The organism is Micromonospora carbonacea, assembly GCF_014205165.1.
Lineage (GTDB): Bacteria > Actinomycetota > Actinomycetes > Mycobacteriales > Micromonosporaceae > Micromonospora > Micromonospora carbonacea.
The window spans coordinates 2,902,487-2,928,785 of the sequence record NZ_JACHMZ010000001.1 but is presented as its reverse complement, the minus strand read 5'-3'; the positions used below and the strand labels follow the sequence as shown (position 1 = coordinate 2,928,785).

Genomic DNA, 26,299 nt, shown 5'->3' with positions numbered 1-26,299 from the left:
CACGGTCCTGCCTCTCCTGCACGAAATGACGCGGCGGCACCGGAACGGGGCGCCGGGTGGCGTACCTCGCGGCGGCCACCGAAGGTCACGATACGGAGCAGAATCGGGCAAGGCAGGCGTACGTGAATAAACGTATGATTCATGTCGAGACGGGTGATCGGGGCCGCGCCCGGGGTGTCCCCGCGGCTCAGCCGCCGACGTGGATGCCGGGGCGGCGGGACGGGTCCCGCTCCGACTTGCGGATGATCTCCCGCACCACGGGCGGGGTGTCGCCGCGCCCCAGGATCAGATAGCGCAGCAGGTGGGCGATGGGGTTGCCCTCGGACCACTCGAAGTGCGCGTGCGGGCGGACCCCGGTGGCGTCGCGCAGCGCGAGCAGGATCGCGGCGATCGCGTTGGGCACGGCCGGGCTGGCCGCCCGCAGCACCCGGTACCCGCCGACCTCCACCCCGTGCACCCGCAGGACCCGGCTGAACTCCGACGGGTCGACGACGTCGACCTCCAGGAACAGCACGTCGGCGGCGCCCGGGACCGGGTTCATGCCGCGCTGCGCGCGCTCCTTGACCGTGTACTCCTTCACCGCCCCGCTGTCGCGCTTGTTGGCGATCAGGTGCAGCCGTCCGTCGTGGGCGAGGGACTCGGCGACGAACCGGCGGGCGGCGTCGTCGAACTCGATCCGGTCGGCGCGCAGCTCCGTGGTGCGGGTGACCCGGGAGATCAGCGAGACGCCGATGATGCCCGCGATGAACAGGCCGGAGATGGCGATCCCGTCCGGCTTGGCGATCACGTTCTCCGTGAGGGCGTAGAGCAGGACGACGGTGAGCACGGCGAAGCCGACCGCCGCGAACCTGTGCCGGGCGCGGGCCGTCGCGATCGTCACCGCCACCGCGGCGGAGACCATCATCGCCAGGATCCCGGTCGCGTATGCGCCCGCCTGGGCGTTGACGTCCGCGCGGAAGGCCACGGTGATCGCAATGCTGATCAGCGTGTAGACGATCACCACGGGGCGTACCGCCCGGCCCCACTCCGGGGCCATCCCGTACGAGGGCAGGTAGCGGGGCACGATGTTGATCAGCCCGGCCATCGCCGAGGCCCCGGCGAACCAGAGGATCAGCACGCTGCTGACGTCGTAGGCCGTGCCGAACGCCTCGCCGAGCCGCTCGTGCGCCAGCCAGGCCAGCGCCCGGCCGTTGGCCGCCCCGCCCGGCCGGAACTCCCGCGCGGGGATCAGCACGGTGGTGACGAGCGTCGTGGCGACCAGGTACACCGACATGATCAGCGCGGCGGCGGTGAGCAGCCGGCGCGTGTTGCGGATCCGGGCGGCGAGCCGACGCTCGGCGTCCGGGCCCTCCCCGCGCACCAGGGGCATCATGCTCACCCCGGTCTCGAAGCCCGACAGGCCCAGGACCAGCAGCGGGAACGCCAGCACCGCCGGGCCGAGCAGGCCGGCGACCCCGCCGCCGCCGGCCGTCAGCGCGGCGGTCCAGTCCCCCAGCGTGGCCGGGTCCGCCACGATCGCCGCCACGCCCGCCGCGACGATCACCGCGTTCAGCCCCAGGAAGACCACCACCAGGGGCACCGCCACCGTCACCGCCTCGCGGAACCCGAGCAGGAAGACCCCGCCGAGGACCACCAGCAGCAGCACGGTCACCGCCACCGCCGCGAGGGTGCCGCGCGGGAACGACGCCGGCAGGTACGGGTTCTCCAGCAGGTGGACGGTGGCGTCGGCGGCGGACAGGGTGATCGTGATGATCCACGAGGTGGCCACGAAGCCGAGCAGGACGAGGACGAAGACCTTGCCCCGCCAGAACGGCAGCAGCCGCTCCAGCATCGCCACCGACCCCTGCCCGTGCGGGCTCTCCCGGGCCACCCGCCGGTACATCGGCAGCATCCCGAACAGGGTCAGCGCCACGATCAGCAGCGTCGCCACCGGGGAGAGCGCCCCGGCCGCCAGCGCGGCGATGCCGGGCAGGTACGACAGGGTGGAGAAGTAGTCGACGCCGGTCAGGCACATCACCTGCCACCACGGGTGCGCCCGGCCCTGCGTCTCCCCGGTCTCCGGCCCGACCGGCGGCACCCGGTGCTCGAACAGCCAGCGGCCGAACCGGCCGGCGGGCTGCCGCGGCCGGGTCGCCCGGTCGACGCAGGCCGGGACGACCACGCCGTCGCCCGGGGCCGCCGCACGCCGGTGGCCCCGGGTCCGCCTCGCCTGCCCGCCGTCCCGCCGCTGCGCCATGCGCGCCCCCTCCACGCCCTGAACCGACGGTAGGCGCAACCCGCCGCCCGCTCCGGCCGAACCGGCGAGGAAGGTCGGCCGGTCAGCTCGGCGCGGCGGACCAGGAGGAAGGTCGGCCGGTCAGCTCAGCGCGGCGGACCAGGCGGCCACGTGGGCGTCGAGGTGGTCGGCGGTGGCCCGCCAGTAGGGGCCGTCGTCCACCCAGATCCGCGCCCACGGCTGCCGGCCCTCCCGGGCGCCGGCCGCGAGCAGGTCGTACATGGCGCGGGCCCGCCGGCCGAGCAGCCGGGGCAGCTCGGCCCGCTGCGGGCCGTCGAGGCCGTAGCCGTCGACGAGGGCCCGCAGCCGCGCCGCCGACTCGGGCACCGGCCGGTCCGCCCGCATCCCGGCCATGCTCTGCGCCGCGTACGCCAGCTCCCACGGCCGCGACCCGGGCCCGGCGCCGTCCCAGTCGATCAGGACCCAGCCCCGGGGCGAGCGGATCAGGTTCCACGGCGCGGGGTCGTGGTGGCAGACCAGGTCCTCGCGGTCCGGCGGGATCACCCGCTGCCACACCGCCGGCTGCGGCGGCACGAACCCGGCCGTCGCGCGGTGCAGGTCGGCCAGGAGCGCCCCGATCCCGGCCAGCTCCCCCAGGGAGTACGTGCCGGTGACGTCGCCGGCCGCGCCGGGCACGTACTCCAGCACCTGACGGCCCCGGTCGTCGCGGCCCAGCGGGCGGGGCGCGCCGGGGAACCCCACCCGGTGCAGGTGGGCCAGCAGGGCGTCGACGGTGTCGGTCCACGGGCCGGCCGGCCGGCGGACCGTGTCGCCCACCCGGACCACTCCGGCGGTGGCGTTGCCGGGCAGCGGCTCCTCGCGGGTGCTCACCCCGCCATCGTGGCGGCCGCCCCGCCGGCCCGCCACCCCGTTACGGGACAGGGGGTGTCCCCGCGCTTCCCCCCCGGTAGCGCGGGGACCCCCCGTACCCGGCTACTGCAGGAACGCCCCGAGGGGCGAGAGCAGCAGCCGACCGAGCGCGGCGGCGTTGTCGTCCAGCCGCTCACGCTCACACTCGCGGGCCTCCGGATCGTGCCGGCAGCGCCAGATCTTCTGGGCGTTGCGCCACGCCACGTTGCGCGTGTACTCGACCAGTTCGCCCTGGTACCAGTCGTCGATGTCGCCGTTGAGCATGTCGATCATGAGCTGCCAGTTGTCCAGGTAGCCGCGCCGCAGCTCCGGGATCCGCTCGGCGAAGATCTGGTTGATCTCCAGGTAGTCGTGGTGCTGGTCGGTGCCGTCGACCGGCTCGGACTCCAGGCTGTCGAACGTGGTCACCAACGCGAACGGCAGGTCGAAGTTGATGTGGGCGTTCACCCCGGCCGCGGCCGACGGCAGCGGCCGGGCGTCCGGGCCGCGCATCCGCCGGAACAGGCAGGACCAGGCCCGGGGGGTGGCCGGGCTGGACTCCGTCCAGTAGCGCAGCGCGTCGAAGTAGCGGGCGGCGAACTCCACGTCGAGCCGGGCCAGGAAGACCGGGTCGGCGAAGCGGTCGTCGTACAGGCCGTTCAGCACGCTGGTGGTGATGGTCAGGTACAGCTCGTTGAAGTCCGCGAGGGGGCAGCTTCGCTCCAGCGGAGGCAGCCGCACCAGCAGGTCCTGGAGCTTGGTGAGGTGGTCGACCACCGCCGGCACGTCCGCCGGGTGGTCGGCGAGCAGCCCCACGATGTCCTGGTGCACCGGGCCCCACACCGGTTCGTCCTTCCCCATGCGTCCTCCCCCCTGCGCGCCGCGGCATTCCCGCGCCGTGGCCTCGGGGCACAGCCTCTCAGCCGTGATCCGTGCGGCGGATCAGTAGAACGACGTATAAGCGGGCGACGGGCGTACGTCGTGGGGGATCTACTCGGGACGGTTACGCAGGAAGATCGCGCTGGCCTGGACCCGGGTGCGCACCTGGAGCTTGTCGAAGATGTGCGACACGTGCACGCCGATGGTGCGTTCGCTGATGAACAGCCGCTGGCCGATCTCCTTGTTGGTCAGGCCCTCGGCCACCGCGGCGAGCACCTCGCGCTCCCGGGCCGTCAGCATCGCCAGCTCGTCGCCGGACGGCTCGGCGCCGGCCGCGGGGCGCCCGTCGGCGAGGGCGCCCCGGTCCTCCAGCGCCACCCGGGCCCGGGTGGCCAGGGTGCGGATCTCGGTGCTCAGCGGCTCCGCGCCGAGCCCCTGCGCCACCTGGTACGCCTCGCGCAGCAGCTTGCCGGCGGTGGCCGTGCGGCTGCGCCGGGCCAGCAGCGCCTCGGCCTGCCGCAGCCGCGAGTACGCCGCCGGGTAGGGGTGGTGGCGGCGGTCCCACTCGGTCACCGACCGGGCCCACAGCTGCGGGTCGCTGCCGTCGAGGCGGCTGACCTCGGCCTCGCACAGGGCCAGGAACCCGTCGACGACGTCGCGCACCGGCCGGGCGGCGTGCTCGCTCTTGCGGGCCACCCGCTCGGCCACCTCGCGCAGCCGCCGCACCACCGTCGTGTCCACCGGGACGCGGGCGGCGTGCGCCTCGGCCTCGGCGCGCAGCCCGTGCCAGACCAGGGCGGCGAGGATGCCGACGTCGTCGGAGCGGATCTCGGTGAGGCCGCGCTGCACCGCCTGCCGGGCCAGGTCGTGCCGGCCCTGCCACATGGCCAGGCCGGCGCGCAGGGTCAGCAGCGGGATGACGTGCCGGGCCCCGCCGCCGGCCAGCACGGTGGCCACGGCCTCCAGGTCGCGGTCGGCGGCGGCGATGTCGCCGTAGCCGACCCAGAGCCGGCAGCGGGCCAGCAGCAGCTCGACGGCGTCCGCGCCGGACGGGCGGTGCCGCAGCGCCGCCGCGACCACCTTCTCCGCCTCCGCCCACTGTCCCACCCGGAACAGCCCGTTCGTGGCGATGGCCAGCAGCCGGGTCTCGTAGGTGCGGCCCAGGCCCAGCTCGGCGACCCGCTCGGCGCCCCGGCGGGCCACCACCACCCCTTCCTCCAGGATGTTCAGCGGCCCGGTCAGCAGCTCCGCCAGGTGCAGGTAGGCGCAGGCCACGTCCTCGGGGCGGCCGGCCCGCTCGGCGGTGTCGAGGGCTTCGCGCATGACGGCCAGCCCGGCGTCCGGGTCCTCCAGGTATGCCTCGCTGAAGCCCAGCGCCATGCTGGCCAGCACCACCTCGGAGACGGACCCCTCCACCTCGGCGGCCAGCTCCAGGGCCTCCCGGGCCCACTCGCCGGCGTCGGCGTAGCGGCCCAGGTGCAGCAGCAGCTCGGCCAGGTGCGCGGCGGCGGTGGCCCGCTCCCGGGGGGTGCAGTCGGCGGCGGCCAGGGCCCGCCGGTACTCCGCCTCGGCGGGCGCGGACCGGCCGGCGGCGGCCAGGTAGCGGGCCCGCCGGATGTGCAGCGCGCAGGCCGGGGCCGCGTCCTCGGCGTCGGCCAGCTCCTCCAGCAGGGACAGCGCCCGGGCGTGCTCGCCGCAGTGGTGGGCCGCCTCGGCGGCGTGGCGCAGCAGCTCCGCGCGGTCGGCGGTGATCCCGCCGTCGACCGGGGCGACCCCGGGGGCCTGCGGGCCGGCCAGTTGCAGGGCGACCGACCAGTGGCGGTGCGCCTCGGCGTAGCCGTGCAGCCGCTCGGCCTCCTGCGCCGCCGCGACCGCCGCCGGCAACGCCCGCGCCGGCTCCCCCGCCAACCGCCAGTGGTGCGCCAGCCGCGCCTGGTGCAGCTCCGCCGGGGCCGTCGTCAACGCCTCCGCGTAGCGGCGGTGCAGCACCGACCGCTCCGCCGGCAGCAACTCGTGGGCGAGCACCTCCGCCACCAGCCGGTGCCGGAGCCGGTAACCGTCGTCGTCACCCACCAGCAACCGGTGCGCCACCGCCGCCCGCACCGCGTCGATCAGCTCCCCCTCCGGCAGCCGCATCACCTCGGCCAACAGCCAGTGCGCCACCGGCTCCACCCCGGCCGCCACCGCGTGCACCACCGCGTGCGCGGCCTGCGGCAACGCGTCCACCCGGGACAGGAACACCTCCCGCACCGTCTCCGACAGCCCGTCGCGCCCCTCGCGCAGGTCCCGCGCCAGCTCCTCCACCACGAACGGGTTCCCGCCGCTGCGCTGCCACAGCGACTCCGCCGCCTCCGCGCCCAACGGCCCGCCCAGCACCGCCGCGGCCAACTGCTCGGTGCCCGCCCGGTCCAGCGGCGCCAGGTCGACCACCCGCACCGACCGCAGGCGACGCAGCTCCGTCAGCACCCGCCGCAGCGGGTGCGCGCCCTGCAACGACTCCGCCCGCACCGCCGCCAGCACCGACAACTGGAGGTCGCCGAGCCCGGCGAGCAGATAGAGCAGCAACTGCCGGGTGGTGCGGTCGACCCACTGCAGGTCGTCGAGCACCAGCACCAGCGGCCGCCCCTGCGCCACCAGGTGCAACCCCCGGGAGACCCGCTCCAGCAGGGCGCCCGCCCCGTCCGGGCCGGCCGTCTCGGCGGCGAACGTCTGCAACAGCCCGCGCACCGCCGACGACGTCCGCGCGTGCGAGGCCGTCAGCTCGGCGTCGAAGCGCCGTAACGCCTGCAACAGCGGATGCAGGGGAGACGAGTCGCCGATGTCGAGGCACGAGCCGGTGAGCACGAGCGCTCCCCCGGCGCGGAACCGGTCGCCCGCCTCGCGCAGCAGCCGGGTCTTGCCCACCCCGCTCTCGCCCGTGACGAACACCGCCGCCGTCTGCCCCGGACCCACGCCGTCGAGCAGCGCGGACCGCAGCGTCGCGAGGTGGTCGGCACGGCCGACGAGTGGTGCGAGGTCCACATCGCTGGCCATGTTCGCAGCCTAGTCACAGGTCCCCGGACCGTTCTACGGGTCTTCGCCCCCACTGGTACGCCTCGCGTCGACATTGCGACCAAAGGTTGCGGTAGGCCGACATACGTCGTTCTGCCGATCCCCCGTCGGACCGGTGGTGGGAGTCTCCTGAGGTCGTCAGGCACCAAGCGGGGGGAAAGGCGGTGCGATGCCCATGTCCACGACCGTCAACGGAACGCAGTCGTCGACGCCGGCCGACTGGCCGGTGCCCGAGGAACTACGGACGGTCAGCGTCCTCTTCGCCGACATCGTCGGCTCGACCGCGCTGATCGACCGGCTCGACCCGGAGGAGGTCCGGGCCCTGCAACGCGCCTACTTCGACACCGTCGTCGGGGTGCTGGACCGCTGGGGCGGCGTGGTCGAGAAGTACGTCGGCGACGCCGTGATGGCCCTGTTCGGGGCCCGCGAGTCCGACGGCCACGACGCGTACCGGGCGGTGCGCGCCGGGCTGGAGATCCAGCGCGCCCTGGACGGTCGGGCCCTGCCGGGCGTGGCGGCCCTGCGCACGCGGGTCGGCGTCGCCACCGGCGAGGCCCTGGTGGACGTCGCGGGCATCCGCGCCGGCGCGCACGGCATGGCCAGCGGCGCGGTGATCACCGCCGCCGCCCGTCTCCAGGAACACGCCCCGCCCGGCGGCGTCGTGCTCTGCGCGGCCACCCGCCGCGCCACCGCCGGGGTGATCGTCCACCGGGCACTCGGCCCGCTGAGCGTCGCCGGCAAGCCGCTGCCCATGGACGTGGCGCTCGCCGTCGGGGCCGCCCGCCCCGAGCCGGTCCGCCACCACGGCCCGCTGGTCGGCCGCCGCCGGCAGCTCGCCGCCGCCCGGGACCGGGTGCTGCGGGCCGCCCGCGAGCGCGCCCCCCGCTGGGTGGCGCTGGTCGGCCCGGTCGGCAGCGGCCGCAGTCGGGTGCTGCACGAGCTGGGCCGCACGGTCGGGACCGTCGACGGCGCGCCGGTGCGCTGGTACGCCGCCGCCTGCCCGCCGCGTCCCGAGCAGCCGCTGACCCCCGTCGCCGACCTGCTGCGCGCGTTCGCGGGCCTGCGCGCCGACGAGCCGCCCGCGACCGTACGCCGACGGCTGCTGGCGGCGCTCGACGGCGTGGTCCCTGCGGGACAGGCGCTGTCCACGGTGGTCGCGTTGGAGGGGCTGCTCGTCGGCCCGTCGCCGGTCGGCGCGGCGGTGTGGCAGCGGGTGCTGCTGCGCCTGGCCGACCGCCAGCCCGTCGTGCTGGCGCTCGACGACGCCGACCGGGCCGCCCCGGCGACGGACCGCTTCCTGCGTGCCCTGTTCGCGGCGGCCGTCGCCCGGCGGGTGCCGCTGGCGGTGGTGACGACGCGGCGTCCGCAGTGGAGCGGCGACCGCACCGGCCCCGAGGGCGGCCACGACGAGGTGCCGCTGCCCCCGCTGGCCGCGGTGGAGACCGGTCGGCTGCTCCGCGGCCTGCTGGTCCGGGCCGGACAGCCGGCGGCGCTGGCGGCCCGGCTGCTGCCGCTGGTCGCCGGGTCGCCGGGGCACGCCGAGGCGTACGTGCGGCACGTGGCCGACGGGACGGACCCGGCGCTGCCGCCGCAGCGGGTGCTCGCGGTCGCCGCCGCCCGCCTGGACGCCTGCGCCGGCCGGGAACGCGCCGCGCTGATGGTCGCCGCCGCGCTGGGCTCCGGGACCGCCGCCGCGACGGTCGACCGGGCCCTCGGGTGGCCGGCGGGCCAGGCCGAGCGGACCATGTCCGCGCTCGCCGCGCGCGGGCTGCTGCGTCGAACGCGGGGCGGGTACGACGTCGCCGACCCGGCGCTGCGCCGGGTGGCGCACGACCGGCTGCCCCGGGCGGTCCTGGCGGCCGTCGTGCGCCGCGCCGGTGCGACCGCACCGGTGCCGCCGGCGCGGCCCGCGACGCACCCGGCCCCGGCGCGGCCCCGGCCGACGGCACCGGCCCGGCCGACGCGCCCCGGCCCGCGCGACCGGTCGCCCGGCGGCGGTGCCCGGCCGGACGGGATCCGGGAGCCGGGCCGGCGCGGCCCCCGGCCGAGCCGGGATCAGCGCAGCGTCTCCAGCCGGGGCGCCGGGTCCGCCGGGGCCGGCATGGCGGCGGTCCCGCCGCTGACCCCGCGGGCGGCCCCGGCCGGTGCCGGGTCGGTGAGCAGCCGGGTGAGCAGTTCGGCGGTGATCCGCCGGGCCGGGGCGGCGAGGCCGGACCCCCGGGCGGCGATGAGCCCGGCGTTGTGCCGACGGTCCCCCGGCCCCGTGGTCGCCAACTGCGGGATGCCGGCGACGAACGCACCGTACGCGCTGCCCGAGCCGCCGTGGCACACCAGCGCCGCGCTCGCCGGCACGGCGCGGATGAGGCCGCCGCCCGCGCCAGCTTCCCAACATGTGGACGGTGGCGCGACGCGCCCGGCGTGGACGGCCGCCGGTCCCGGATCGTCGCCCACGGGAGCCGCACAATGACGCTGAGTCGCCATCTCCCGAGAGGACCGCCGATGACCAGCAGCGGAGTCCGCCACGACACTTCACCGTCCGCAGTCGCCTCCCCCGGAGTGCCACCGGCCACCCGCCGGGAGGACCTCGTCACCGTCCTGTTCGGCGCGGTGCTCACCGCCGGGGCGATGTCCGACGGCTGGGCGCACAGCAACATCATCGAGACCATCGAGGGCTTCTTCACCCCGTGGCACGGGCTGCTCTACGCGGGCTTCGTCGCCACGGCGGCGTGGACGTGCTGGCTAGCGTACCGGCGGCGCGGCGGCGCGCCCCGGTGGTGGCGGGACGGCTGGCCCGCCGGCTACCGGGTCGGCGCGATCGCGGCGGCGACCTTCCTGCTCGCCGGCCTGGCCGACCTGACCTGGCACGAGACGCTGGGGGTGGAGGTCGGGCTCGACGCCGCGTTCAGCCCGAGCCACCTGCTCCTCGACGCCTCGGCGGTGCTGCTGGTGACCAGCCCGCTGCGTTCGTGGTGGGCCAGCGGCGAGGGCGGCGCGCGCTCGGCCACGGGCGTCGCCTCGCTCGTGCTCGGCGCGATGGCCCCGTCCATCCTGCTCACCTACGCGTCGGCGTTCCTCACCCTCGCCCCGACCCGGTTCATCGGCGGCCTGGGCACCCAGCAGCAGGCGGTGCTCGGCGTCGACGCGTACCTGCTCACGACGCTGCTGCTGGTGGGACCGTTCCTGCTGGTCCACCGGCGGCGCGCGGCCCCGGGCACGGGCGTGGCCCTGGTCGCCGGGGTGGCGTTGTTCAACCTGGTGATGCAGGAGTTCCCGACGCCGCAGACGTGGGCCGCGCTGGGGACCCTGGGCGGCACCGCCCTCGCCGACGCGCTGCTGTGGCGGCTGGACGCCGTACGCGGCCCGGACGCGCCGCTGCGGCTGCCGCTGGCCGGGGCGCTGCTCGGCGGCCTGCTGGTCGCCGGCCACCTGACCGGCCTCGCGCTGGCCGTCGGGGTGCGCTGGACGCCCGAGGTGACCGGCGGCGTCGTCGTCCTCGCCGCGCTGCTGGGCGCCCTGCTCGGCGGCCTGGCCGCACGCCCCGCCGGGCCCGCCCCGGCACCGGTGCCGCCGACGCCGGCGGTGCCGGCCCAGGCGGTCCCGCTCGGCCGGCGGTGACCGGCCCGACCGCCGCCTGCCCGCGACCGGCCCGGCCGGGCGGGACGCGGTGCAGCGCGGCGGCTCACCCGGCGGTCCCGCTCACGGGGTGAGCAGGGTCTTGCCGACCGCCGCCCGCTCCTCGACGGCGCGGTGCGCGTCGGCGGCGCGGTCCAGCGGGAACGTCCGCCCCACCAGCGGCGTCACCCGGCCGGCCGCGACGGCGTCCAGGGCGGCCAGCAGGTGCGCCCGCCTGGTCTGCGGCCCGGCCGCCTGGAGAGCCCCGATGCCGGTGACCGCGATGCCCCGGGCGCGGGCCGAGGCGGGTTCGGGGACGGCGAAGCCGCCGGCCGGCGCGCCGTACGCGCAGACCCGTCCGCCCGGTGCCACCAGGTCGTGCGCGGCCCGGCCGTACGCGCCGCCGGCGCCGTCGAGGAGCACGTCGACGCCGCCGAGGACGGCGCGTACCCGGTCGGTCCAGTCCGGGGCGGCGTAGTCCACGACGTCGGTGACGCCGAGGCGACGCAGCGCGTCCCCCTTGGCCGTCCCCCGCGCCGCCGCGACCACCCGGGCCCCTGCGGCCCGCGCCGCCTGGACCAGCAGCGCGCCCGCTCCCCCGGCGGCGGCGGTGACCAGCACCCGGTCGCCGGGGCGCACGCCGACCAGGTCGAGCACGGCGAACGCGGTGGCGCCGTCGGTGAGCAGGGCCGCGGCGTCCCGCAACGACACCGTGGCAGGCACGGCGAGGACGTCGTCGACCGGCACCGGGGCCCGGTCGAGGTAGCCGCCGACCGGTCCGGTCCGCGCGACCACCCGCCGGCCGGCCCAGGCCGGATCGACGCCGGGCCCCACCGCGCTCACCGTGCCGGACACCCCCGACCCGGGGCGGTACGGGGGCTGGACCGGGAACCACTGCCCGGCCCGGCCCGCGCGGATCGCCGTGTCGATCCAGAGCACGTTGGCGTACGCCGTCTCGACGACCACCTCGCCCGTCCCGGGCGACGGGTCGGGGGCCTCCGTCAGGGTCAGCACCTCCGGCCCGCCGAACCGGGCCACCTCGATCACTCGCATCCCGCGCCTCCGTGTCGCTCGACCGTGTGCGCACAGCGTCGGAGGTGAAGCGGGGTTGAGGTCAACCGGCGCGCGGGGTGGGCCGGGTCACGGGTTCTCCGGATCCAGGTTGCGTTCGCGCAGCAGCGCGTCCAGCTTGGCCTCGATCCGGTCGTCGGACTCCCGCGACTGGGACGAGCCCCAGTAGTAGAAGAGGGCCAGCCCGGCGGCCTGCCAGATCAGCTGGAGGAACTCCGACTGCCAGTTCTCGAAGGTGCTCGCGAAGAACTGCGGCAGGAACTCGGACCAGGCGAACGCCTGGCCGTGCTGGCCCGCCTCGTTGCGCTGCACCACGAGCTGGAAGAGGAACTGGCCGACCCACGAGAAGAGGAAGAGCGCGCCGGTGACCAGCGCGAAGGCGTACGCCTTGGGCCATCGCGGCTTGCGGAACGGCGGGCCGGCCGCCGGGCCGCGACTGCGGCCACCCCCGGTGTCGGCGCTGACGGACGGGCGCGTGCCGGCCGGTGTGCTGGTCTCCGCCATCACGATCCCCCTCTCGGTAGTCGATCTCACCCGTGATGTGCCCCGCCCGGACCCGGTCGAAACCGTACTGAAAAGGGACGGAGACCGCGAACAGCACTCCCCCCTTGTTGCCAATAACTGGCAACAAGGTCTGGACGTCGACCGTCGGCGTAACTAGCCTGATGCGTATGACTCCTTACATCAGCGAGGGTGTGGCCGAGGCGGCCGCCGGGTGCCCCGCGACGATCACCGAGGGTTCCGCCGACCCCGCCGACCCCGCCCCCGGGCTCGCCGCGACGGCGGCGGCCTGGCAGGTGAGCTGGGATCGGCAGCAGGAGGGGTTCATGCCGGACCGGGAGGAACGCCTCGCCGCCATGCTCGACGCCGTCGAGGCCGTGGTCGACACGGACTCACCCCGCCTGCTCGACCTCGCCGGTGGCACCGGCACGATCACGCTGCGCGCCCTGGCCCGCTTCCCCCGGGCCCGGGTCACCCTGGTCGACCTCGACCCCGCCCTGCTCGCCCTGGCCCGCGCGTCGCTGGGCGACCGCGCCGTCGTGCTCACCGCCGACCTGACCCGCCCCGACTGGTCCGACCGGCTGCCGCACCGCGACTACGACGCCGCGCTCACCGCCACCGCCCTGCACTGGCTGCCCGCCGAGCGCCTCACCGCCCTCTACGGCGAGCTGCGGGACCTGCTGCGCCCGGGCGGCCTGTGCGTCAACGCCGACCACATGCCCGACGACGCGCTGAAAACGCTGACCGACCGGCTGACCGCCCGGGCCCGGGAGCGACGCGCCGCCCGGCACGCCACCGGCGCGGCCCTGTCCTGGTCCGACTGGTGGGCGCGGGCCGGCGCCGACCCGGTGCTGGGCCCGCTGGTGCGCCGCCGCCACGAGATCTACCCGACCGGGCACAGCCCCGAGTGGAACCCGCCGGTCTCCTGGCACCTCGGCGCGCTGACCGCCGCCGGCTTCACCGAGGCCGGCACGCTGTGGCGGGGCGGCGCGGACGCGGCGGTGGCCGCCCTACGCTGACGCCCCGCCCCGCCTGCCCCGCCCCGCTGCGCCACGCCACGCTGCGCCACGCCACGCTGCGCCGCGCCACGCTGCGCCGCGCCACGCTGCGCCGCGCCACGCTGCGCCGCGCCGCGCCGCGCCTTGATCGTCTGCGCGGAAAGGAGACGACACGCCGGCCGCACTCTCCGTTTCCCGCAGACGATCAAGGGGCCCTCCGTGCGGGGCGGCGGGGGTAGGCTCGCGCTCGTACGCCCAGGCGGCTGGTGGGAGGGCGAGGTGGCAGGACCGACCCCGCGCCGGGTCGACCCCGACGTCGACCTGCGGGTGCCGGAAGACCGGGGCGAGCTGCGCGCCCACCCGGCGGTCGTGCTCGGCGTGATCGCGGCCGGGGGCGTGCTCGGCGCGCTCGCCCGGGCGGGCGTCCAGGCGGCGTTCCCGCACCCGCCGACCGGGTTCCCGTGGGCGACGTTCGGCGTCAACGTGTCCGGGTGCCTGCTGATCGGGGCGCTGATGGCGGTGGTCACCGCCGGCCGCGTCCCGCCGCTCACCCGGCCGTTCCTGGGCGTGGGCGTGCTCGGCGGCTACACCACCTTCTCCACGTACGTGGTGGACGTGCGGCAGGCGGCGCTCGCCGGCGCGGCGGGCACCGCGCTGGCGTACCTCGTCGCCACCCTGCTGGGGGCGCTCGCCGCGGTCTGGGTCGGCGACGCCGCCGCGGCCCGGCTGCTCGGCCGCGCGACCGGCTCGCACGCCCACCCGACGACACCGGGGCCCGCGGGCCCCGACGGGGCACGGGCCGACGGCGGGCCGGCGTGACGGCCCTGCTGATCGCCCTCGGCGCGGCCGTCGGTGCGCCGCTGCGCTACCTCACCGACCGGACCGTGCAGGCCCGGCACGCCTCACCGTTCCCCTGGGGCACCCTGACGGTGAACGTGGTCGGCTCGCTGGTGCTCGGCGCCCTGGTCGCCGCCCCGGTCGGCCCGGCGGTGGGCGCGCTGCTGGCCACCGGGTTCTGCGGCGCGCTCACCACCTACTCCACCTTCGGGCACGAGACGCTGCGCCTGGCCCGGGACGGCTCCCGCCTGCTCGCGCTGGTGAACGCGCTGACCAGCGTCGCCGCCGGGCTGGGCGCGGCGACCCTGGGTTTCGCGGTAACCCGCGCGCTGGTCGGCTAGCCGCCGCCCCCGCACGGGGTCGTGTCGTCCATGGGTCGTTCCCGGAACACGGTCCGGCCGGCGGCGATCATGGTGCGGGAGAGGCCAACTAGGATGAGTTGGTGAGCACGCCCCGGCAAGCGGAAGCCCGCCTCGGCCCAATCGGCGCGTTGTTGTGCCGGCTGGTGTTCCTCGCCATCTGCCTTCCCGGGCCGGCCCTGCTCGTCGCCGCCCTGACGGTGGAGCCGCCACCGTCGACCAAGGACTTCTGGGGCCTGCTCGCCGGTGGCGTACTCACGACGATCGTCGGCGTCGGTTTCGGCGTCCTCGGCTTGCGGCTGGTCGCCCGGTCGCGACGCGACGCGCGTCACCTGTCCGCCGCGGGTGTCGCCGCGACGGCGGAGATCCTCTCCGTGGCGGACCGCGTGGACGGAGAGGACCCGGGGCTGACGCTCCGCCTGCGCATCAGCGGGCCCGGGTTCGCCGCGTTCGAGGCGGACGTGAACCGCCCCGGCGACCCGGCCCTCGTGCCCGGCGCGGCGCTGCCCGCCACCGTCGTACCCGCGGACCGGCTCTTCTCGATCCCCTGACCGCCTGCGGAACCTCGGCCGGCCACCCCGCGCGCCGGGGCCGCCTGCGTGGCGTCCGGGCTCCTTCCGCGCCCGCTGTCACGGCTCGCCGGACGGCGGCCGGGCGGTCACCCCGCCGCCTCGCCACCGACGCCGGTCAGGCGGTCACTCTGGCGACGAACGCGGCGAGGTGGGCCACCGTCCGCTGGACCTTCTCCTCCAGGGTCAACGACTCCTGGAGGCGCGCGCCGGGCCCGGCGTCCTTCCTGCCGCGCACGTACAGGGAACAGGCGAGGTCGCTACAGACGTACGTGCCGACGGTGTTGCCCTGCTGCCCGGGCCGGCCCGCCCGGCGCGCGACCATCAGCGAGACGCCGCCGGCCGGGGTGGTGAGGCAGATCGAGCACATGCCGCGCGGTCGCTGCGCGGCGGTGGGGCTGGGGCAGCGCAGCGCGAGGGCCGTCGGGCGACCGTCGAGCACGGTGACGAGGTAGGCGCGGTCCGGTGCCTGCGGGTCCCGCCAGCCGAGGTAGTCCAGGTCGGCCCAGGGGCGGTCGGCCAGGTCGCGCGGCACGGACAGGCGCTTCGCCTCGCCCTTGGTGCAGTTGAGGAACGCGGCACGGATCTGTTGCTCGGTCAGCGGCTCCATGATGGCACGCTAGGTTGCCTAAAGACTTTAGGCAAACGCATAATCGACTTAGGCAACCGAGGAGGATCGTGGCCCGCGCCGGACTCACCGCAGCACGCCTGACCCTGGCCGGGGCGGAGCTGGCCGACGAGGTCGGCTTCGACCAGGTGACCGTCTCGGCGGTCGCCAGGCGGTTCGGCGTCACCGTCGCCAGCCTCTACTCACACCTGCGAAACTCCCAGGACCTCAGGACCCGGATCGCCCTGCTCGCCCTGGACGAGCTCGCCACCCGCGCCGCCGACGCCCTGGCCGGGCGGTCCGGCAAGGACGCGCTGACCGCCGTGGCGAACGTCTACCGCGGCTATGCCCGGGAGCACCCGGGCCGCTACGCCGCCGCCCAGCTCCGGCTCGACCCGCAGACGGCCGCCGCCAGCGCCGGCGTCCGGCACGCGCGGATGCTCCGGGCGATCCTGCGGGGGTACGACCTGGCCGAACCCGACCAGACGCACGCGGTCCGGCTGCTGGGCAGCGTCTTCCACGGCTACGTCAGCCTGGAGCTGGGGGGCGGGTTCGACCACAGCGCCCCCGACACCCAGGAGACCTGGACCCGGATCCTGGACGCCCTGGACACCCTCCTCACCACCTGGCCCCACCCCACCCCGCCCGGGTGATCAAGAGGTCTGCGTCGCCGTGAAGATCGAAGTTGACGCTGTCCTCCTGGTCACCGAGCGGGCCCGAGGGCCGAGCCGTGGCCGGACGCCGAGCCGGGGGTGGGGCGGGCGGCCAGGACCAGGAGGAGTTCCGTGCGGGCGGTCGGGTCGGTCAGGTCGTCGCCGTACAGCTCACGCAGGCGTCTGATGCGGTAGCTGACGGTCTGCGGGTGCACGTACAGCTCGCTGGCGACCTCGGCGCGCGAGCCCCAGTGCCGCAGCCAGCTGTGCAGGGTCACCAGCAGGCTCTCCCGCTGGGCCGGGCGCAGGTGCGCCAGGGGCGCGAGCCGGCGGGCGGTGAGCACGGCCAGCGCGCCGGCCTCCCCGCGCAGGGTCAGCGCGACCAGGTGGTCGTCGACGAAGACCGGGCCCGGGTCCGCCCCGGCCGGCCCGGCGGTCAGCTCGGCGAGCCGGACCGCCGCCGGCAGCTGCGCCCAGCCCAGCGCCGGCCCCACCACCGCCCCGCGCCCCGCGAGGGCCTCGGCGAGCTGCGGGCGGGCGGAGCGGGGGCCGGCCCGCAGCAGCAGCACGGCGTCGCGGGCGCGTTCGACCACGAGGCCGTCCGCGCCGTAGCGGAACCGGGCGTCGCGGGCCTGTTCCAGCGGCAGCAGGACCGGCGTCACCTCGTCGAGGCGCGGCCAGCCGATCCGCGCGGCGGCGGCCCCGACTGCGGCGGGCAGCCCGTCGCCGCGCAGCAGCAGCTCGGCGAGCTGCCGGCGTCGCCGGTCGCCCTCCCCGGCCTGCTCGCGCAGCTGGAGGGCGTAGCCGTCGGTGCTCGCGGCGGCCAGCTCGTCGACGTACGCGGTGATGGCGTCGGACAGGTCGATCAGCTCCGCGGTGTCGACGGGGCGCAGCCGGGCCAGCGACTCCGACGCGGTGCGCAGCATCAGCCGTGCCGCCGTCCGCTGCGCCGCCAGCAGCGCCTCCGGCCCCCGGTCCTCGCGCGCCTCGCCCGCGCCGAGCGCCACGAACACGTCCCGCACGCGCGGCGGCAGGGCGGGCTCGGCGGTGCCGACGAGGTCGACGAAGCGCTCGAACGCGACCTGCACGGCGGTGCGCACGTCCCGGGCGAACTTGGCGTCGGAGATGGCGGCGAAGGCCGGGGTGGCCTCGGTGACCGCCGCCGCGACCGCCCCGACGGTGGCGGGCAGGTGGGGGCGCATCGCGGCGGCCAGGTCGGCGGGGAGCCGCTGCCAGGGCGTGACGGGCGCGGTCATCCCGCGATTTTGTCACGCGGTGACAATCGGGGGCCCGATTCTCGCGTCCGGCGGGACGGTGCTCCGCGTCGGCCGCCCGGCGACGATGGACCCCGACGGGCATCCCCGCCGATCCGCCGTGGCCCGACCGAGGAGAGCGCCGTGGAGCACCGCACGTCCCGCCAGCACGTCGTCGACATGTGCCGCACCATGCTCGCCCGTGGCTACCTCAAGGCCACGGAGGGCAACGTGTCGGTCCGGGTGCCCGGCCACGAGCTGTACGCGGTCACCCCCAGCAACTACGACTACGACCGGATGCGCGTCGAGGACGTCTGCATCGTCGACTTCGCCGGAAAGCACGTGCCCGACGACTCCGGCACGGGCCTCGCGCCGTCGATCGAGTGCGGGATGCACGCCAACATCTACCGGCAGCGGCCGGACGTCAACGCGATCGTGCACACCCACCAGCCGTACGCCTCGGCGCTGGCCTTCCTGCGCCGGCCGATCCCGGCGCTCACCGACGAGCAGGTGCGCTTCCTCGGCAAGCGGGTCGCCATCGTCGACTACGCCCCGTCGGGCACGGGGTTCCTGGCGAGGAACGTGCAGAAGAAGGTCGCCGGCGGGGACAACGCGTTCATCATCGCCAACCACGGGATCGTCGCCCTCGGCACGGACCCGGACCGGGCGGTGTTCAACATGGCGCTGCTGGAGAAGGTGTCGATCGCCTACCTGCTGGCGCTGACCACCGAGACGGGGAAGGTCTACACGATCCCGACGGCGATCCGCGAGGTCGCCTTCGGCAAGCTGCGCGCCGACGAGAAGCGGATCGCCGCCCAGATCACCGAGGCGGTGTCGCCGCTGCGGGTGCCCGCCGACGAGGAGCTGCCCAGCGCCGACGCGACGGCCGCCGCGCTCGCCGCGCCCACCGAGGGAAAGCCCGCCGCGCCCACCGAGGGAAAGCTCGCCGCGCCCAGCGAGGGGAAGACGGAAGGCGGCGAGGCGGCCCGGCTCGGCTACGCGATCAGCGAGTATCCCGACGTCGACGACGTGCTGCGCCGGCTGAGGGCGCTGGTCGCCCAGCCGATCCGCGGGCTGCGCCACGACGCGCTGCTCGACGTGCTCAACTACTACGACACCAAGTGCCGGGCCAGCCGGGAGATCACCGACCGGGCGAAGCGGCGCATCCCCGGCGGCGTGCAGCACAACCTGGCGTTCAACTACCCGTTCCCCCTGGCGATCGAGCGGGCCGAGGGCGCGCACCTGGTCGACCGCGACGGCAACACCTACATCGACTTCCTCCAGGCCGGCGGCCCGACGATCCTGGGCAGCAACTACGGGCCGGTCAACGAGCGGGTCGCGGAGGTGGTTCGGGCGTCCGGGCCGGTCACCGGCCTGTTCCACGAGTACGAGCTGAAGCTCGCCGAGATCATCCACCGGTACCTGCCGCACGTGGAGATGTACCGGGCGCTCGGCTCGGGCACCGAGGCGGTGATGGCCGCCGTGCGCGGGGCGCGGGCGTTCACCGGCAAGAAGATGGTGATCAAGGTCGGCGGCGCGTACCACGGCTGGTCCGACACGATGGTCTACGGGCTGCGGGTGCCCGGCACCTACCGGATGAACGCCAAGGGCATCCCCTTCGGCGCGACGAGCCGCACCCGGGAGGCGTTCCCGCACGACCTGGGGCAGCTGCGACGCAAGCTGATCGAGAACCGGCTGCGGGGCGGCACGGCCGCCGTCGTGGTCGAGCCCGTCGGCCCGGAGTCCGGCACCCGGCCGGTGCCGCGCGACTTCAACGCCAAGGTACGCCAGCTCTGCGACGAGTTCGGCGCGCTGCTGGTCTTCGACGAGGTGGTCACCGGGTTCCGCCTCGGCCTGGGCGGCGCGGCCGGCTACTTCGGCGTCACCCCCGACCTGACGGTGCTGGGCAAGGCGGTCTCCGGCGGGTACCCGATGGCCGGCGGCGTCGGCGGTCGCGCCGACGTGATGGCGGTCTTCGGCTCCGGCCTGGACGGCAAGAGCGGCGCGCACATCCAGGTCGGCGGGACCCTGTCGGCGAACCCGCTGTCCTGCGCGGCCGGCTACTTCGCCATCGAGGAGATGGCGCGCACGAACGCGCCGGTCATCGCCGGGCGGGCCGGCGACCGGCTCACCCGGGGCCTGCAACGGCTCATCGACCGCTACGGCCTGCCGTACGTCGCCTACAACCAGGGCTCGATCGTGCACCTGGAGTGCAGCGGCGTCATGCTGCTGGACATGCGCCACCCGGTGAAGCTGCTCAAGGAGAACAAGGCCCGCAAGCGGCTGATGGAGCAGATGGGCGCGGCGTACGCTGCGCACGGCATCATCACCCTGGCCGGCTCGCGGATGTACACCTCGATGGCCGACACCGACGAGGTCATCGACGACGCGCTCGCGCGGTTCGACCAGGTGTTCGCGCTGGTCGAAGGGGTCTGATCAGGTGGCAGCCACGGCACCGCAGGTGCTCGCGATCGACCTGGGCACCTCGGGGATGAAGGCCGCCCTCGTCGCCGCCGACGGCACCGTCACCGGCTGGGCCGAGCGGGCCGTGCCGCTGCGGGTGCTGCCCGGCGGCGGGGCCGAGCAGGATCCCCGCGCCTGGTGGGACGCGCTCGGGCAGGTCGCCGCCGACCTGGGCCGGGCCCACCCCGAGCACCTGCGCGCGGTCACCGTGGTGTGCGCCTCCACGCAGGGCGAGGGGACCATCGCCGTCGACGCGGCCGGTGAGCCGTTGACGGCGTGCATCAGCTGGCTGGACATGCGGGGCGCGGCGAACCTGCGCCGCCAGTTCGGCGGCTTTCCCGCGTACCACGGATTGTCGGCGCGTCGGATCGCCCGCTGGCTGCGGCTCACCGGCGGCATGCCGTCGCCGACCGGCAAGGACCCGGCGGCGCACATGCTGCTGGTCCGCGACGAGATGCCGCAGGTGTACGCGCGCACCGCGTCGTTCCTCAACGTGCTCGACTGGATCAACCTGAAGCTGACCGGGCGGACGGTGGCCACCGTCGACTCGATCCTCACCTCGTGGGTGACCGACAACCGGCGGCCGGGCGACGTCCGCTACTCCCCCGCCCTGGTCGCCGACTGCGGCATCGACCGGGACAAGCTGCCGCCGATCGTCGCCTGCACCGACGTGATCGGCACGCTGTCGCCGGCCGCCGCCGCGCACCTGGGCCTGCCGGGGTCGGTGCGGGTGGTGGCCGGGGCCATCGACAACACGGCCGCCGCGATCGGGGCGGGCACGACCGGCGACAACCAGCCGCACCTCTATCTCGGCACCTCGTCGTGGGTCGCCGCGCACGTGCCGGCGAAGAAGACCGACGTGGTCGCCGGGATCGCCGCGGTGCCGTGCGCCATCCCCGACCGCTACCTGATGACCGCGTTGCAGGCCACCGCCGGGGCCAACCTGACGTGGCTGCGCGACAAGGTCGTCGAGTACGACGACCCGCTGCTGGGCGCCGGGCACGTCAGCCGCGACGAGGGCACGATCTTCGACGCGTTCGACCGGATCATCCCGACGGTGCCGCCGGGGGCGAACGGCGTCATCTACACCCCGTGGCTCTACGGCGAACGCGCCCCGGTCGACGACCCGCACCTGCGCGCGGCGTTCCTCAACATCTCGCTGGACACCAACCGCTCCGACCTGCTGCGGGCGGTCTTCGAGGGCGTCGCCCTGAACACCCGGTGGCTGTTCCGGGCCGTCGACCGGTTCCTCGGCGCGCCGGTCACCTCGCTGGCGATCACCGGCGGCGGGGCGCTGTCGGACTCGTGGTGCCAGATCTTCGCCGACGTGCTCGGCGTCGAGATCCGGCGCGACGCGAACCCCCTGGCGGTCAACGCCCGGGGCGCGGGCTGGATCGGCGCGGTCGGCACCGGGATGGTCGGCTTCGGCGACCTGCCCGGGCTGATGCGCAGCGACCGGGTGTTCGCGCCGACGCCCGCGCACCGGGCCACGTACGACGAGATCTTCGACGTCTACCGCCTGCTGCACCGGCGGCTGGCCCCGGTCTACCGGCGGCTGCGCCGGTAGACCGGCCGGCCCGCGCGCCGCCGGGCGGGGCGCGCGGCCGGTCAGCCGGGCGGCCGGTCAGCCGATGTCGGCCAGCCTCGGCAGCACCTCGTCGGCGATCCGCCGGGTGAACTCCACCGGGTGCCGGTCCGGCATCGTCTGCACCTCGGTCACCCCGAGCGCGGCGTACGCGGCCACGTCGGCGACGAACGCGTCGACGTCGGCCAGCGGCGGCCGCAGCACGATCGCCGTCTTCTCGATGGCGTCGTAGTCGCGGCCCTCGGCGGCGCAGTGGCCGCGCAGCACGTCCAGCTTGCGGGCCACGTCGTCGGGGCTGGAGCCGAACAGGTTGCACGCGTCGGCGTACCGGGCGACCAGCAGCAGCGTCTTGCGCTCGCCGCCGCCGCCGATCATGATCGGCGGGTGCGGGCGGCGCAGCGGCTGCGGCGAGTTGAGCGTCTCGGCCAGCCGGTAGTGGCGGCCCTCGAAGGGCCCGTCGTCGTCGCTGAACATCTGCCGGCAGATGCGCAGCGTCTCCTCCAGCCGCTCGAACCGCTCGGCCACCGGCACGACCGGCACGCCGAGCCCGCGCTGTTCCCGCTCGTACCAGGACGCGCCGATGCCGAGGCGGGCCCGGCCGCCGGAGAGCACGTCCAGCGTCGTGACGATCTTGGCGAGCAGGCCCGGGTGGCGGTACATGACGCCGGTGACCAGCACACCCAGCGTCATCCGCCGGGTCAGCGCCGCGACGTAGCCGAGGGTCGTGTACGCCTCCAGCATCGGCTCCTCGGCCGGGGCCTGGGCCTCCATCTGGAAGTAGTGGTCCATCACGGTGAACGACGCGAACCCCGCCTGCTCGGCGAGGGTGGCGGTCTCGGCCAGGGTCGGCGCGATCGCCGCCGCGTCGGCCGGGGTCGAGAACGTCCAGTAGTGCAGTCCGAGTTTCATCTCCACACCTCCGGGTCGAGCCTAGTGGCGATCGGGCCGTCGCACTGGGTGGGATCGATTCGACGGTTCTGGGCCGGTATCCGGTAGTCTCTCGATACCAGGCCGAGAGGCGCTGCGACGGGCCCGGCCCGCCACGCTCGACCTGGGAGCATGTGGACCAAGGGCGCCTCCGAGACTTCGGGGGTGGTCGGTGTGGGTTCGTCCGTCGACGGTTCAGGTGCGGTTGCGGCGCTGCGGCGGTTGCTGGCCGAGCGCATCGCGGTGCTCGACGGCGCCTGGGGCACGATGTTGCAGGGCGCGAAGCTCTCCCCCGCCGACTACCGGGGCGACCTGATCGGCGCGGACCATCCCCGCGACGTCACCGGCGACCCCGACCTGCTCAACCTGACCCGCCCGGACCTGATCCTCGACGTGCACCGGCAATACCTGGCGGCCGGGGCCGACATCACCACCACCAACACGTTCACCGCCACGAGCATCGGGCAGGCCGACTACGGCCTGGAGGCGCTGGCGCGCGAGATGAACGTGCGCGGCGCGCAGCTCGCCCGGCAGGCCGCGGACGAGGCGGGCGGGCGGTTCGTCGCCGGCTCCGTCGGCCCGCTCAACGTCACCCTGTCGCTGTCGCCGCGGGTGGAGGACCCGGCGTACCGGGCGGTCACGTTCGACGACGTCAAGGCCGCGTACGCGGAGCAGATGGCGGCGCTCGCCGAGGGCGGGGTCGACCTGCTGCTGGTGGAGACGATCTTCGACACGCTCAACGCGAAGGCCGCGATCGCCGCGGCCCGCGAGGCGGCCCCCCACCTGCCGCTGTGGATCTCCGTCACGGTGGTGGACCTGAGCGGCCGCACGCTGTCGGGGCAGACGGTCGAGGCGTTCTGGCGCTCCATCGCGCACGCCGAACCGCTGGTCGTCGGCGTCAACTGCGCGCTCGGCGCGGCCGAGATGCGCCCACACGTGGCGGAGCTGTCCCGGCTGGCCGGCGCCTACGTCGCCGCGCACCCCAACGCCGGGCTGCCCAACGCCTTCGGCGGCTACGACCAGACGCCGGAGGAGATCGGCGCGCTGCTCGGCGGGTTCGCCGGCGACGGCCTGGTCAACATCGTCGGCGGCTGCTGCGGCACGACCCCGCCGCACATCGCCGGGATCGCGGCGGCGGTGCGGGGCGTGCCGCCGCGCCGGGTCGCCGAGGAGCCCCCGGCGACCCGGTTCAGCGGCCTGGAGCCGTTCACGATCGGGCCCGACACCGGCTTCGTGATGATCGGCGAGCGCACCAACGTGACCGGCTCGGCGCGGTTCCGCCGGCTCATCGAGGCCGACGACCACCAGGGCGCGGTCGACGTGGCCGTCGAGCAGGTGCGCGGCGGCGCGAACCTGCTCGACGTCAACATGGACGCCGACCTGCTCGACAGCGAGCGGGCGATGACCACGTTCCTCAACCTGATCGCCACCGAGCCCGAGGTGGCCCGGATCCCCATCATGATCGACAGTTCCCGGTGGAGCGTGCTCGAAGCCGGCCTGAAGTGCGTGCAGGGCAAGGGCGTGGTCAACTCGATCAGCCTGAAGGAGGGCCCGGAGCCGTTCCTCGCCCAGGCCCGGGCCATCCGCGGCTACGGCGCGGGCGTGGTGGTGATGGCCTTCGACGAGCAGGGCCAGGCCGACACCACCGCGCGCAAGGTGGAGATCTGCGGGCGGGCGTACGACCTGCTGGTCGGCGAGGCCGGCTTCGCCCCCGAGGACATCATCTTCGACCCGAACGTGCTGGCCGTGGCCACCGGCATCGCCGAGCACAACGGCTACGCGAAGGCGTTCATCGACGCCCTGCCGCTGATCAAGGCCCGCTGCCCCGGCGCGCGCACCAGCGGCGGCATCTCCAACCTGTCGTTCGCCTTCCGGGGCAACGACGTGGTGCGCGAGGCGATGCACTCGGCGTTCCTGCTCCACGCCGTGCGGGCCGGGCTGGACATGGGCATCGTCAACGCCGGTCAGCTCAGCGTCTACGAGAACATCCCGGCGGACCTGCTCGAACTGGTCGAGGACGTCATCTTCGACCGCCGGCCCGACGCCACGGACCGGCTGGTCACCTTCGCGTCCACCGTCACCGGTTCGGGGACGAAGCGGGAGGTCGACCTGTCCTGGCGGGCCGCGCCGGTCGCCGAGCGGCTCACCTACGCGCTGGTGCACGGCATCGTCGACCACGTCGAGGCCGACACCGAGGAGGCCCGGCTGCTGCTGGACCGGCCCCTCGACGTCATCGAGGGCCCGCTGATGGACGGCATGAAGGTCGTCGGCGACCTGTTCGGCGCGGGCAAGATGTTCCTGCCGCAGGTGGTCAAGAGCGCCCGGGTGATGAAGCGGTCGGTGGCCTACCTGGAGCCCTACATGACCAAGGAGCGGGCCGCCGGGCAGGGGCAGGGCAAGGTCGTCCTCGCCACCGTCAAGGGCGACGTGCACGACATCGGCAAGAACATCGTCGGCGTCGTGCTCGGCTGCAACAACTACGAGGTCGTCGACCTGGGCGTGATGGTGCCGGCGGCGCGGATCCTGGACACCGCCGTGGCCGAGGGCGCCGACGCGATCGGCCTGTCGGGGCTGATCACCCCGTCGCTGGACGAGATGGTCGCCGTCGCGGGCGAGATGCAGCGCCGGGGGCTGCGGATGCCGCTGCTCATCGGCGGGGCCACCACGTCCCGGCAGCACACGGCGGTGCGGATCGCCCCCGCCTACGAGGGGCCGACCGTCCACGTGCTCGACGCGTCCCGGGTCGTCGGCGTGGTCTCCGACCTGCTCGACGCCGACCGCGCGCAGACCCTCGACACGGCCAACCGGGCCGAGCAGGAGCGGCTGCGCGAGCAGCACGCCAACCGGCACGCCCAGCCGCTGCTCACCCTCGCCCAGGCCCGCGCCAACCGCGAGCGGGTCGACTTCGCCGACCTGCCGGTGCCGGCGTTCACCGGCGTGCGCGTCGTCGAGCCGTCCCTCACCGAGCTGCGCGAGATGATCGACTGGCAGTTCCTGTTCCTGGCGTGGGAGCTGAAGGGGAAGTTCCCGGCGATCCTCGACCAGCCCGTCGCCCGCGAGCTGTACGACGACGCCAACACCCTGCTCGACGCGATCATCGCCGACGGGTCGTTGCACGCCCGGGGCGCGTACGGCTTCTGGACGGCGCACGCCGAGGGCGACGACATCGTCCTCGACGACGCCGGGGTGCGCCTGCCGATGCTGCGCCAGCAGACCGCGAAGCCCACCGGCCGGGCCAACCGGTGCCTCGCCGACTACGTCGCGCCGGCCGGCGACCACCTGGGTGGCTTCGCGGTGGCGGTGCACGGCGCGGAGGAGTTGGCCGCCCGCTACGAGGCCGAGCACGACGACTACCGCGCCATCATGGTCAAGGCGCTGGCCGACCGGCTCGCCGAGGCGTTCGCCGAGCACCTGCACCTGCGGGCCCGCCGCGACTGGTTCGAGCCCGACGCCGCCCCGGCGCTGGCGGACCTGCACGCCGAGCGGTTCCGGGGCATCCGGCCCGCGCTGGGCTATCCGGCCAGCCCCGACCACAGCGAGAAGCGGGACCTGTTCGACCTGCTCGGCGCGCAGACGCTGGGCATCGGCCTGACGGAGTCGTACGCGATGACGCCCGCGGCCGCCGTCAGCGGCCTCATCTTCGCCCACCCCGACTCGCGGTACTTCACGGTCGGGCGGATCGGCCGCGACCAGGCCGAGGACTACGCGGCCCGGCGTCGCGTGGCCCTCGCCGAGGTCGAGCGCTGGCTGCGCCCGAACCTCGCCTACGAGCCGTGACCCCCGCCGGCCGGGCCCGCCTGACAGCGGGCC

General features: G+C 75.4%; 20 protein-coding genes and 1 pseudogene. 11 read left to right on the top strand and 10 right to left on the bottom strand.

What is annotated here, in order from left to right:
- Positions 1-187: 187 nt before the first annotated feature.
- The 4 genes from HDA31_RS12695 to HDA31_RS12680 form a co-directional block, all read right to left on the bottom strand.
- Positions 188-2,236, bottom strand: a complete 2,049-nt coding sequence (locus tag HDA31_RS12695) for an APC family permease (RefSeq protein WP_178065220.1) — start codon at positions 2,234-2,236, stop codon at positions 188-190.
- Positions 2,237-2,356: 120 nt separating this feature from the next.
- Positions 2,357-3,106 (bottom strand): phosphotransferase, encoded by a 750-nt coding sequence (locus HDA31_RS32950; RefSeq protein ID WP_178065219.1) that lies wholly within the window; start codon positions 3,104-3,106, stop codon positions 2,357-2,359.
- 102 nt (positions 3,107-3,208) lie between these two features.
- Positions 3,209-3,985, bottom strand: coding sequence for a DUF5995 family protein (locus HDA31_RS12685; protein WP_178065218.1), 777 nt, complete (start codon positions 3,983-3,985; stop codon positions 3,209-3,211).
- A gap of 129 nt (positions 3,986-4,114) precedes the next feature.
- Positions 4,115-7,036 carry a helix-turn-helix transcriptional regulator gene (locus tag HDA31_RS12680; protein WP_178065217.1) on the bottom strand — a complete coding sequence of 974 codons (2,922 nt, stop codon included), beginning with the start codon at positions 7,034-7,036 and terminating at the stop codon, positions 4,115-4,117.
- Between the two features lie 187 nt (positions 7,037-7,223).
- Here HDA31_RS12680 and HDA31_RS33340 point away from each other — a divergent pair.
- Positions 7,224-8,390, top strand: a pseudogene (locus HDA31_RS33340) (adenylate/guanylate cyclase domain-containing protein); the annotation flags it as partial.
- 719 nt (positions 8,391-9,109) lie between these two features.
- Here HDA31_RS33340 and HDA31_RS33335 read toward each other — a convergent pair.
- Positions 9,110-9,535 carry a nucleotide disphospho-sugar-binding domain-containing protein gene (locus tag HDA31_RS33335; RefSeq protein WP_343071149.1) on the bottom strand — a complete coding sequence of 142 codons (426 nt, stop codon included), beginning with the start codon at positions 9,533-9,535 and terminating at the stop codon, positions 9,110-9,112.
- Between the two features lie 18 nt (positions 9,536-9,553).
- On the opposite strand from HDA31_RS33335, the gene HDA31_RS12670 reads away from it, so the two are divergent.
- Positions 9,554-10,669, top strand: a complete 1,116-nt coding sequence (locus HDA31_RS12670) for a hypothetical protein (RefSeq protein WP_178065216.1) — start codon at positions 9,554-9,556, stop codon at positions 10,667-10,669.
- Positions 10,670-10,750: 81 nt separating this feature from the next.
- Here the strand turns inward: HDA31_RS12670 and HDA31_RS12665 are convergent, their stop codons facing one another.
- On the bottom strand, positions 10,751-11,719 hold the full coding sequence (locus HDA31_RS12665; protein ID WP_178065215.1) for a zinc-binding dehydrogenase: 969 nt from the start codon (positions 11,717-11,719) through the stop codon (positions 10,751-10,753).
- A gap of 87 nt (positions 11,720-11,806) precedes the next feature.
- Positions 11,807-12,241 (bottom strand): DUF6766 family protein, encoded by a 435-nt coding sequence (locus HDA31_RS12660; protein ID WP_219824911.1) that lies wholly within the window; start codon positions 12,239-12,241, stop codon positions 11,807-11,809.
- Between the two features lie 323 nt (positions 12,242-12,564).
- On the opposite strand from HDA31_RS12660, the gene HDA31_RS12655 reads away from it, so the two are divergent.
- The 5 genes from HDA31_RS12655 (at position 12,565) to HDA31_RS12635 (ending at position 14,983) form a co-directional block, all read left to right on the top strand.
- Positions 12,565-13,257 (top strand): class I SAM-dependent methyltransferase, encoded by a 693-nt coding sequence (locus tag HDA31_RS12655; RefSeq protein WP_246384695.1) that lies wholly within the window; start codon positions 12,565-12,567, stop codon positions 13,255-13,257.
- Complete coding sequence (locus tag HDA31_RS33330; RefSeq protein ID WP_376701381.1) at positions 13,146-13,475, top strand: pentapeptide repeat-containing protein; 330 nt, start codon at positions 13,146-13,148, stop codon at positions 13,473-13,475. The genes HDA31_RS12655 and HDA31_RS33330 overlap by 112 nt, the downstream gene beginning before the upstream one ends.
- A 40-nt stretch (positions 13,476-13,515) precedes the next feature.
- Positions 13,516-14,055, top strand: coding sequence for a FluC/FEX family fluoride channel (locus HDA31_RS12645; RefSeq protein ID WP_178065212.1), 540 nt, complete (start codon positions 13,516-13,518; stop codon positions 14,053-14,055).
- Positions 14,052-14,414, top strand: a complete 363-nt coding sequence (gene crcB, locus HDA31_RS12640; RefSeq protein ID WP_178065211.1) for a fluoride efflux transporter CrcB — start codon at positions 14,052-14,054, stop codon at positions 14,412-14,414. The genes HDA31_RS12645 and crcB overlap by 4 nt, the downstream gene beginning before the upstream one ends.
- A gap of 101 nt (positions 14,415-14,515) precedes the next feature.
- Positions 14,516-14,983 (top strand): hypothetical protein, encoded by a 468-nt coding sequence (locus tag HDA31_RS12635; RefSeq protein WP_178065210.1) that lies wholly within the window; start codon positions 14,516-14,518, stop codon positions 14,981-14,983.
- Positions 14,984-15,119: 136 nt separating this feature from the next.
- Here the strand turns inward: HDA31_RS12635 and HDA31_RS12630 are convergent, their stop codons facing one another.
- Positions 15,120-15,611, bottom strand: coding sequence for an FBP domain-containing protein (locus HDA31_RS12630; protein ID WP_178065209.1), 492 nt, complete (start codon positions 15,609-15,611; stop codon positions 15,120-15,122).
- Between the two features lie 68 nt (positions 15,612-15,679).
- Between HDA31_RS12630 and HDA31_RS12625 the strand changes: the two genes are divergently transcribed.
- A complete protein-coding gene (locus tag HDA31_RS12625) occupies positions 15,680-16,261 on the top strand; it encodes a TetR/AcrR family transcriptional regulator (protein ID WP_178065208.1) in 582 nt (193 codons plus the stop codon).
- A 50-nt stretch (positions 16,262-16,311) separates the two neighbouring features.
- On the opposite strand, the gene HDA31_RS12620 is transcribed toward HDA31_RS12625, so the two are convergent.
- Entirely contained in the window at positions 16,312-17,517 is a 1,206-nt protein-coding gene (locus tag HDA31_RS12620; RefSeq protein ID WP_178065207.1) for a PucR family transcriptional regulator, read from the bottom strand.
- A 141-nt stretch (positions 17,518-17,658) separates the two neighbouring features.
- Here HDA31_RS12620 and HDA31_RS12615 point away from each other — a divergent pair, with 141 nt between their 5' ends.
- Both HDA31_RS12615 and HDA31_RS12610 read left to right on the top strand, forming a co-directional pair.
- Positions 17,659-19,950 (top strand): aminotransferase class III-fold pyridoxal phosphate-dependent enzyme, encoded by a 2,292-nt coding sequence (locus HDA31_RS12615; protein ID WP_178065206.1) that lies wholly within the window; start codon positions 17,659-17,661, stop codon positions 19,948-19,950.
- A 4-nt stretch (positions 19,951-19,954) separates the two neighbouring features.
- Positions 19,955-21,544 (top strand): xylulokinase, encoded by a 1,590-nt coding sequence (locus HDA31_RS12610; protein WP_178065205.1) that lies wholly within the window; start codon positions 19,955-19,957, stop codon positions 21,542-21,544.
- Positions 21,545-21,601: 57 nt separating this feature from the next.
- On the opposite strand, the gene HDA31_RS12605 is transcribed toward HDA31_RS12610, so the two are convergent.
- Positions 21,602-22,471, bottom strand: coding sequence for an LLM class F420-dependent oxidoreductase (locus HDA31_RS12605; RefSeq protein WP_074477191.1), 870 nt, complete (start codon positions 22,469-22,471; stop codon positions 21,602-21,604).
- A 150-nt stretch (positions 22,472-22,621) separates the two neighbouring features.
- On the opposite strand from HDA31_RS12605, the gene metH reads away from it, so the two are divergent.
- Entirely contained in the window at positions 22,622-26,266 is a 3,645-nt protein-coding gene (gene metH / locus HDA31_RS12600; RefSeq protein ID WP_260422039.1) for a methionine synthase, read from the top strand.
- The last annotated feature ends 33 nt before the right edge of the window (positions 26,267-26,299 follow it).

Bases quoted from the DNA above. Each gene is read 5' to 3' on its own strand.
- HDA31_RS33335 (WP_343071149.1), bottom strand. From the start codon at position 9,535: ATGGCGACTCAGCGTCATTGTGCGGCTCCCGTGGGCGACGATCCGGGA.
- HDA31_RS12670 (WP_178065216.1), top strand. From the start codon at position 9,554: ATGACCAGCAGCGGAGTCCGCCACGACACTTCACCGTCCGCAGTCGCC.
- HDA31_RS12655 (WP_246384695.1), top strand. From the start codon at position 12,565: ATGCCGGACCGGGAGGAACGCCTCGCCGCCATGCTCGACGCCGTCGAG.
- HDA31_RS12685 (WP_178065218.1), bottom strand. From the start codon at position 3,985: ATGGGGAAGGACGAACCGGTGTGGGGCCCGGTGCACCAGGACATCGTG.
- HDA31_RS12605 (WP_074477191.1), bottom strand. From the start codon at position 22,471: ATGAAACTCGGACTGCACTACTGGACGTTCTCGACCCCGGCCGACGCG.
- HDA31_RS12630 (WP_178065209.1), bottom strand. From the start codon at position 15,611: ATGGAGCCGCTGACCGAGCAACAGATCCGTGCCGCGTTCCTCAACTGC.
- HDA31_RS12680 (WP_178065217.1), bottom strand. From the start codon at position 7,036: ATGGCCAGCGATGTGGACCTCGCACCACTCGTCGGCCGTGCCGACCAC.
- HDA31_RS12695 (WP_178065220.1), bottom strand. From the start codon at position 2,236: ATGGCGCAGCGGCGGGACGGCGGGCAGGCGAGGCGGACCCGGGGCCAC.
- metH (WP_260422039.1), top strand. From the start codon at position 22,622: ATGTGGACCAAGGGCGCCTCCGAGACTTCGGGGGTGGTCGGTGTGGGT.
- HDA31_RS12665 (WP_178065215.1), bottom strand. From the start codon at position 11,719: ATGCGAGTGATCGAGGTGGCCCGGTTCGGCGGGCCGGAGGTGCTGACC.
- HDA31_RS12660 (WP_219824911.1), bottom strand. From the start codon at position 12,241: ATGGCGGAGACCAGCACACCGGCCGGCACGCGCCCGTCCGTCAGCGCC.
- HDA31_RS12620 (WP_178065207.1), bottom strand. From the start codon at position 17,517: ATGACCGCGCCCGTCACGCCCTGGCAGCGGCTCCCCGCCGACCTGGCC.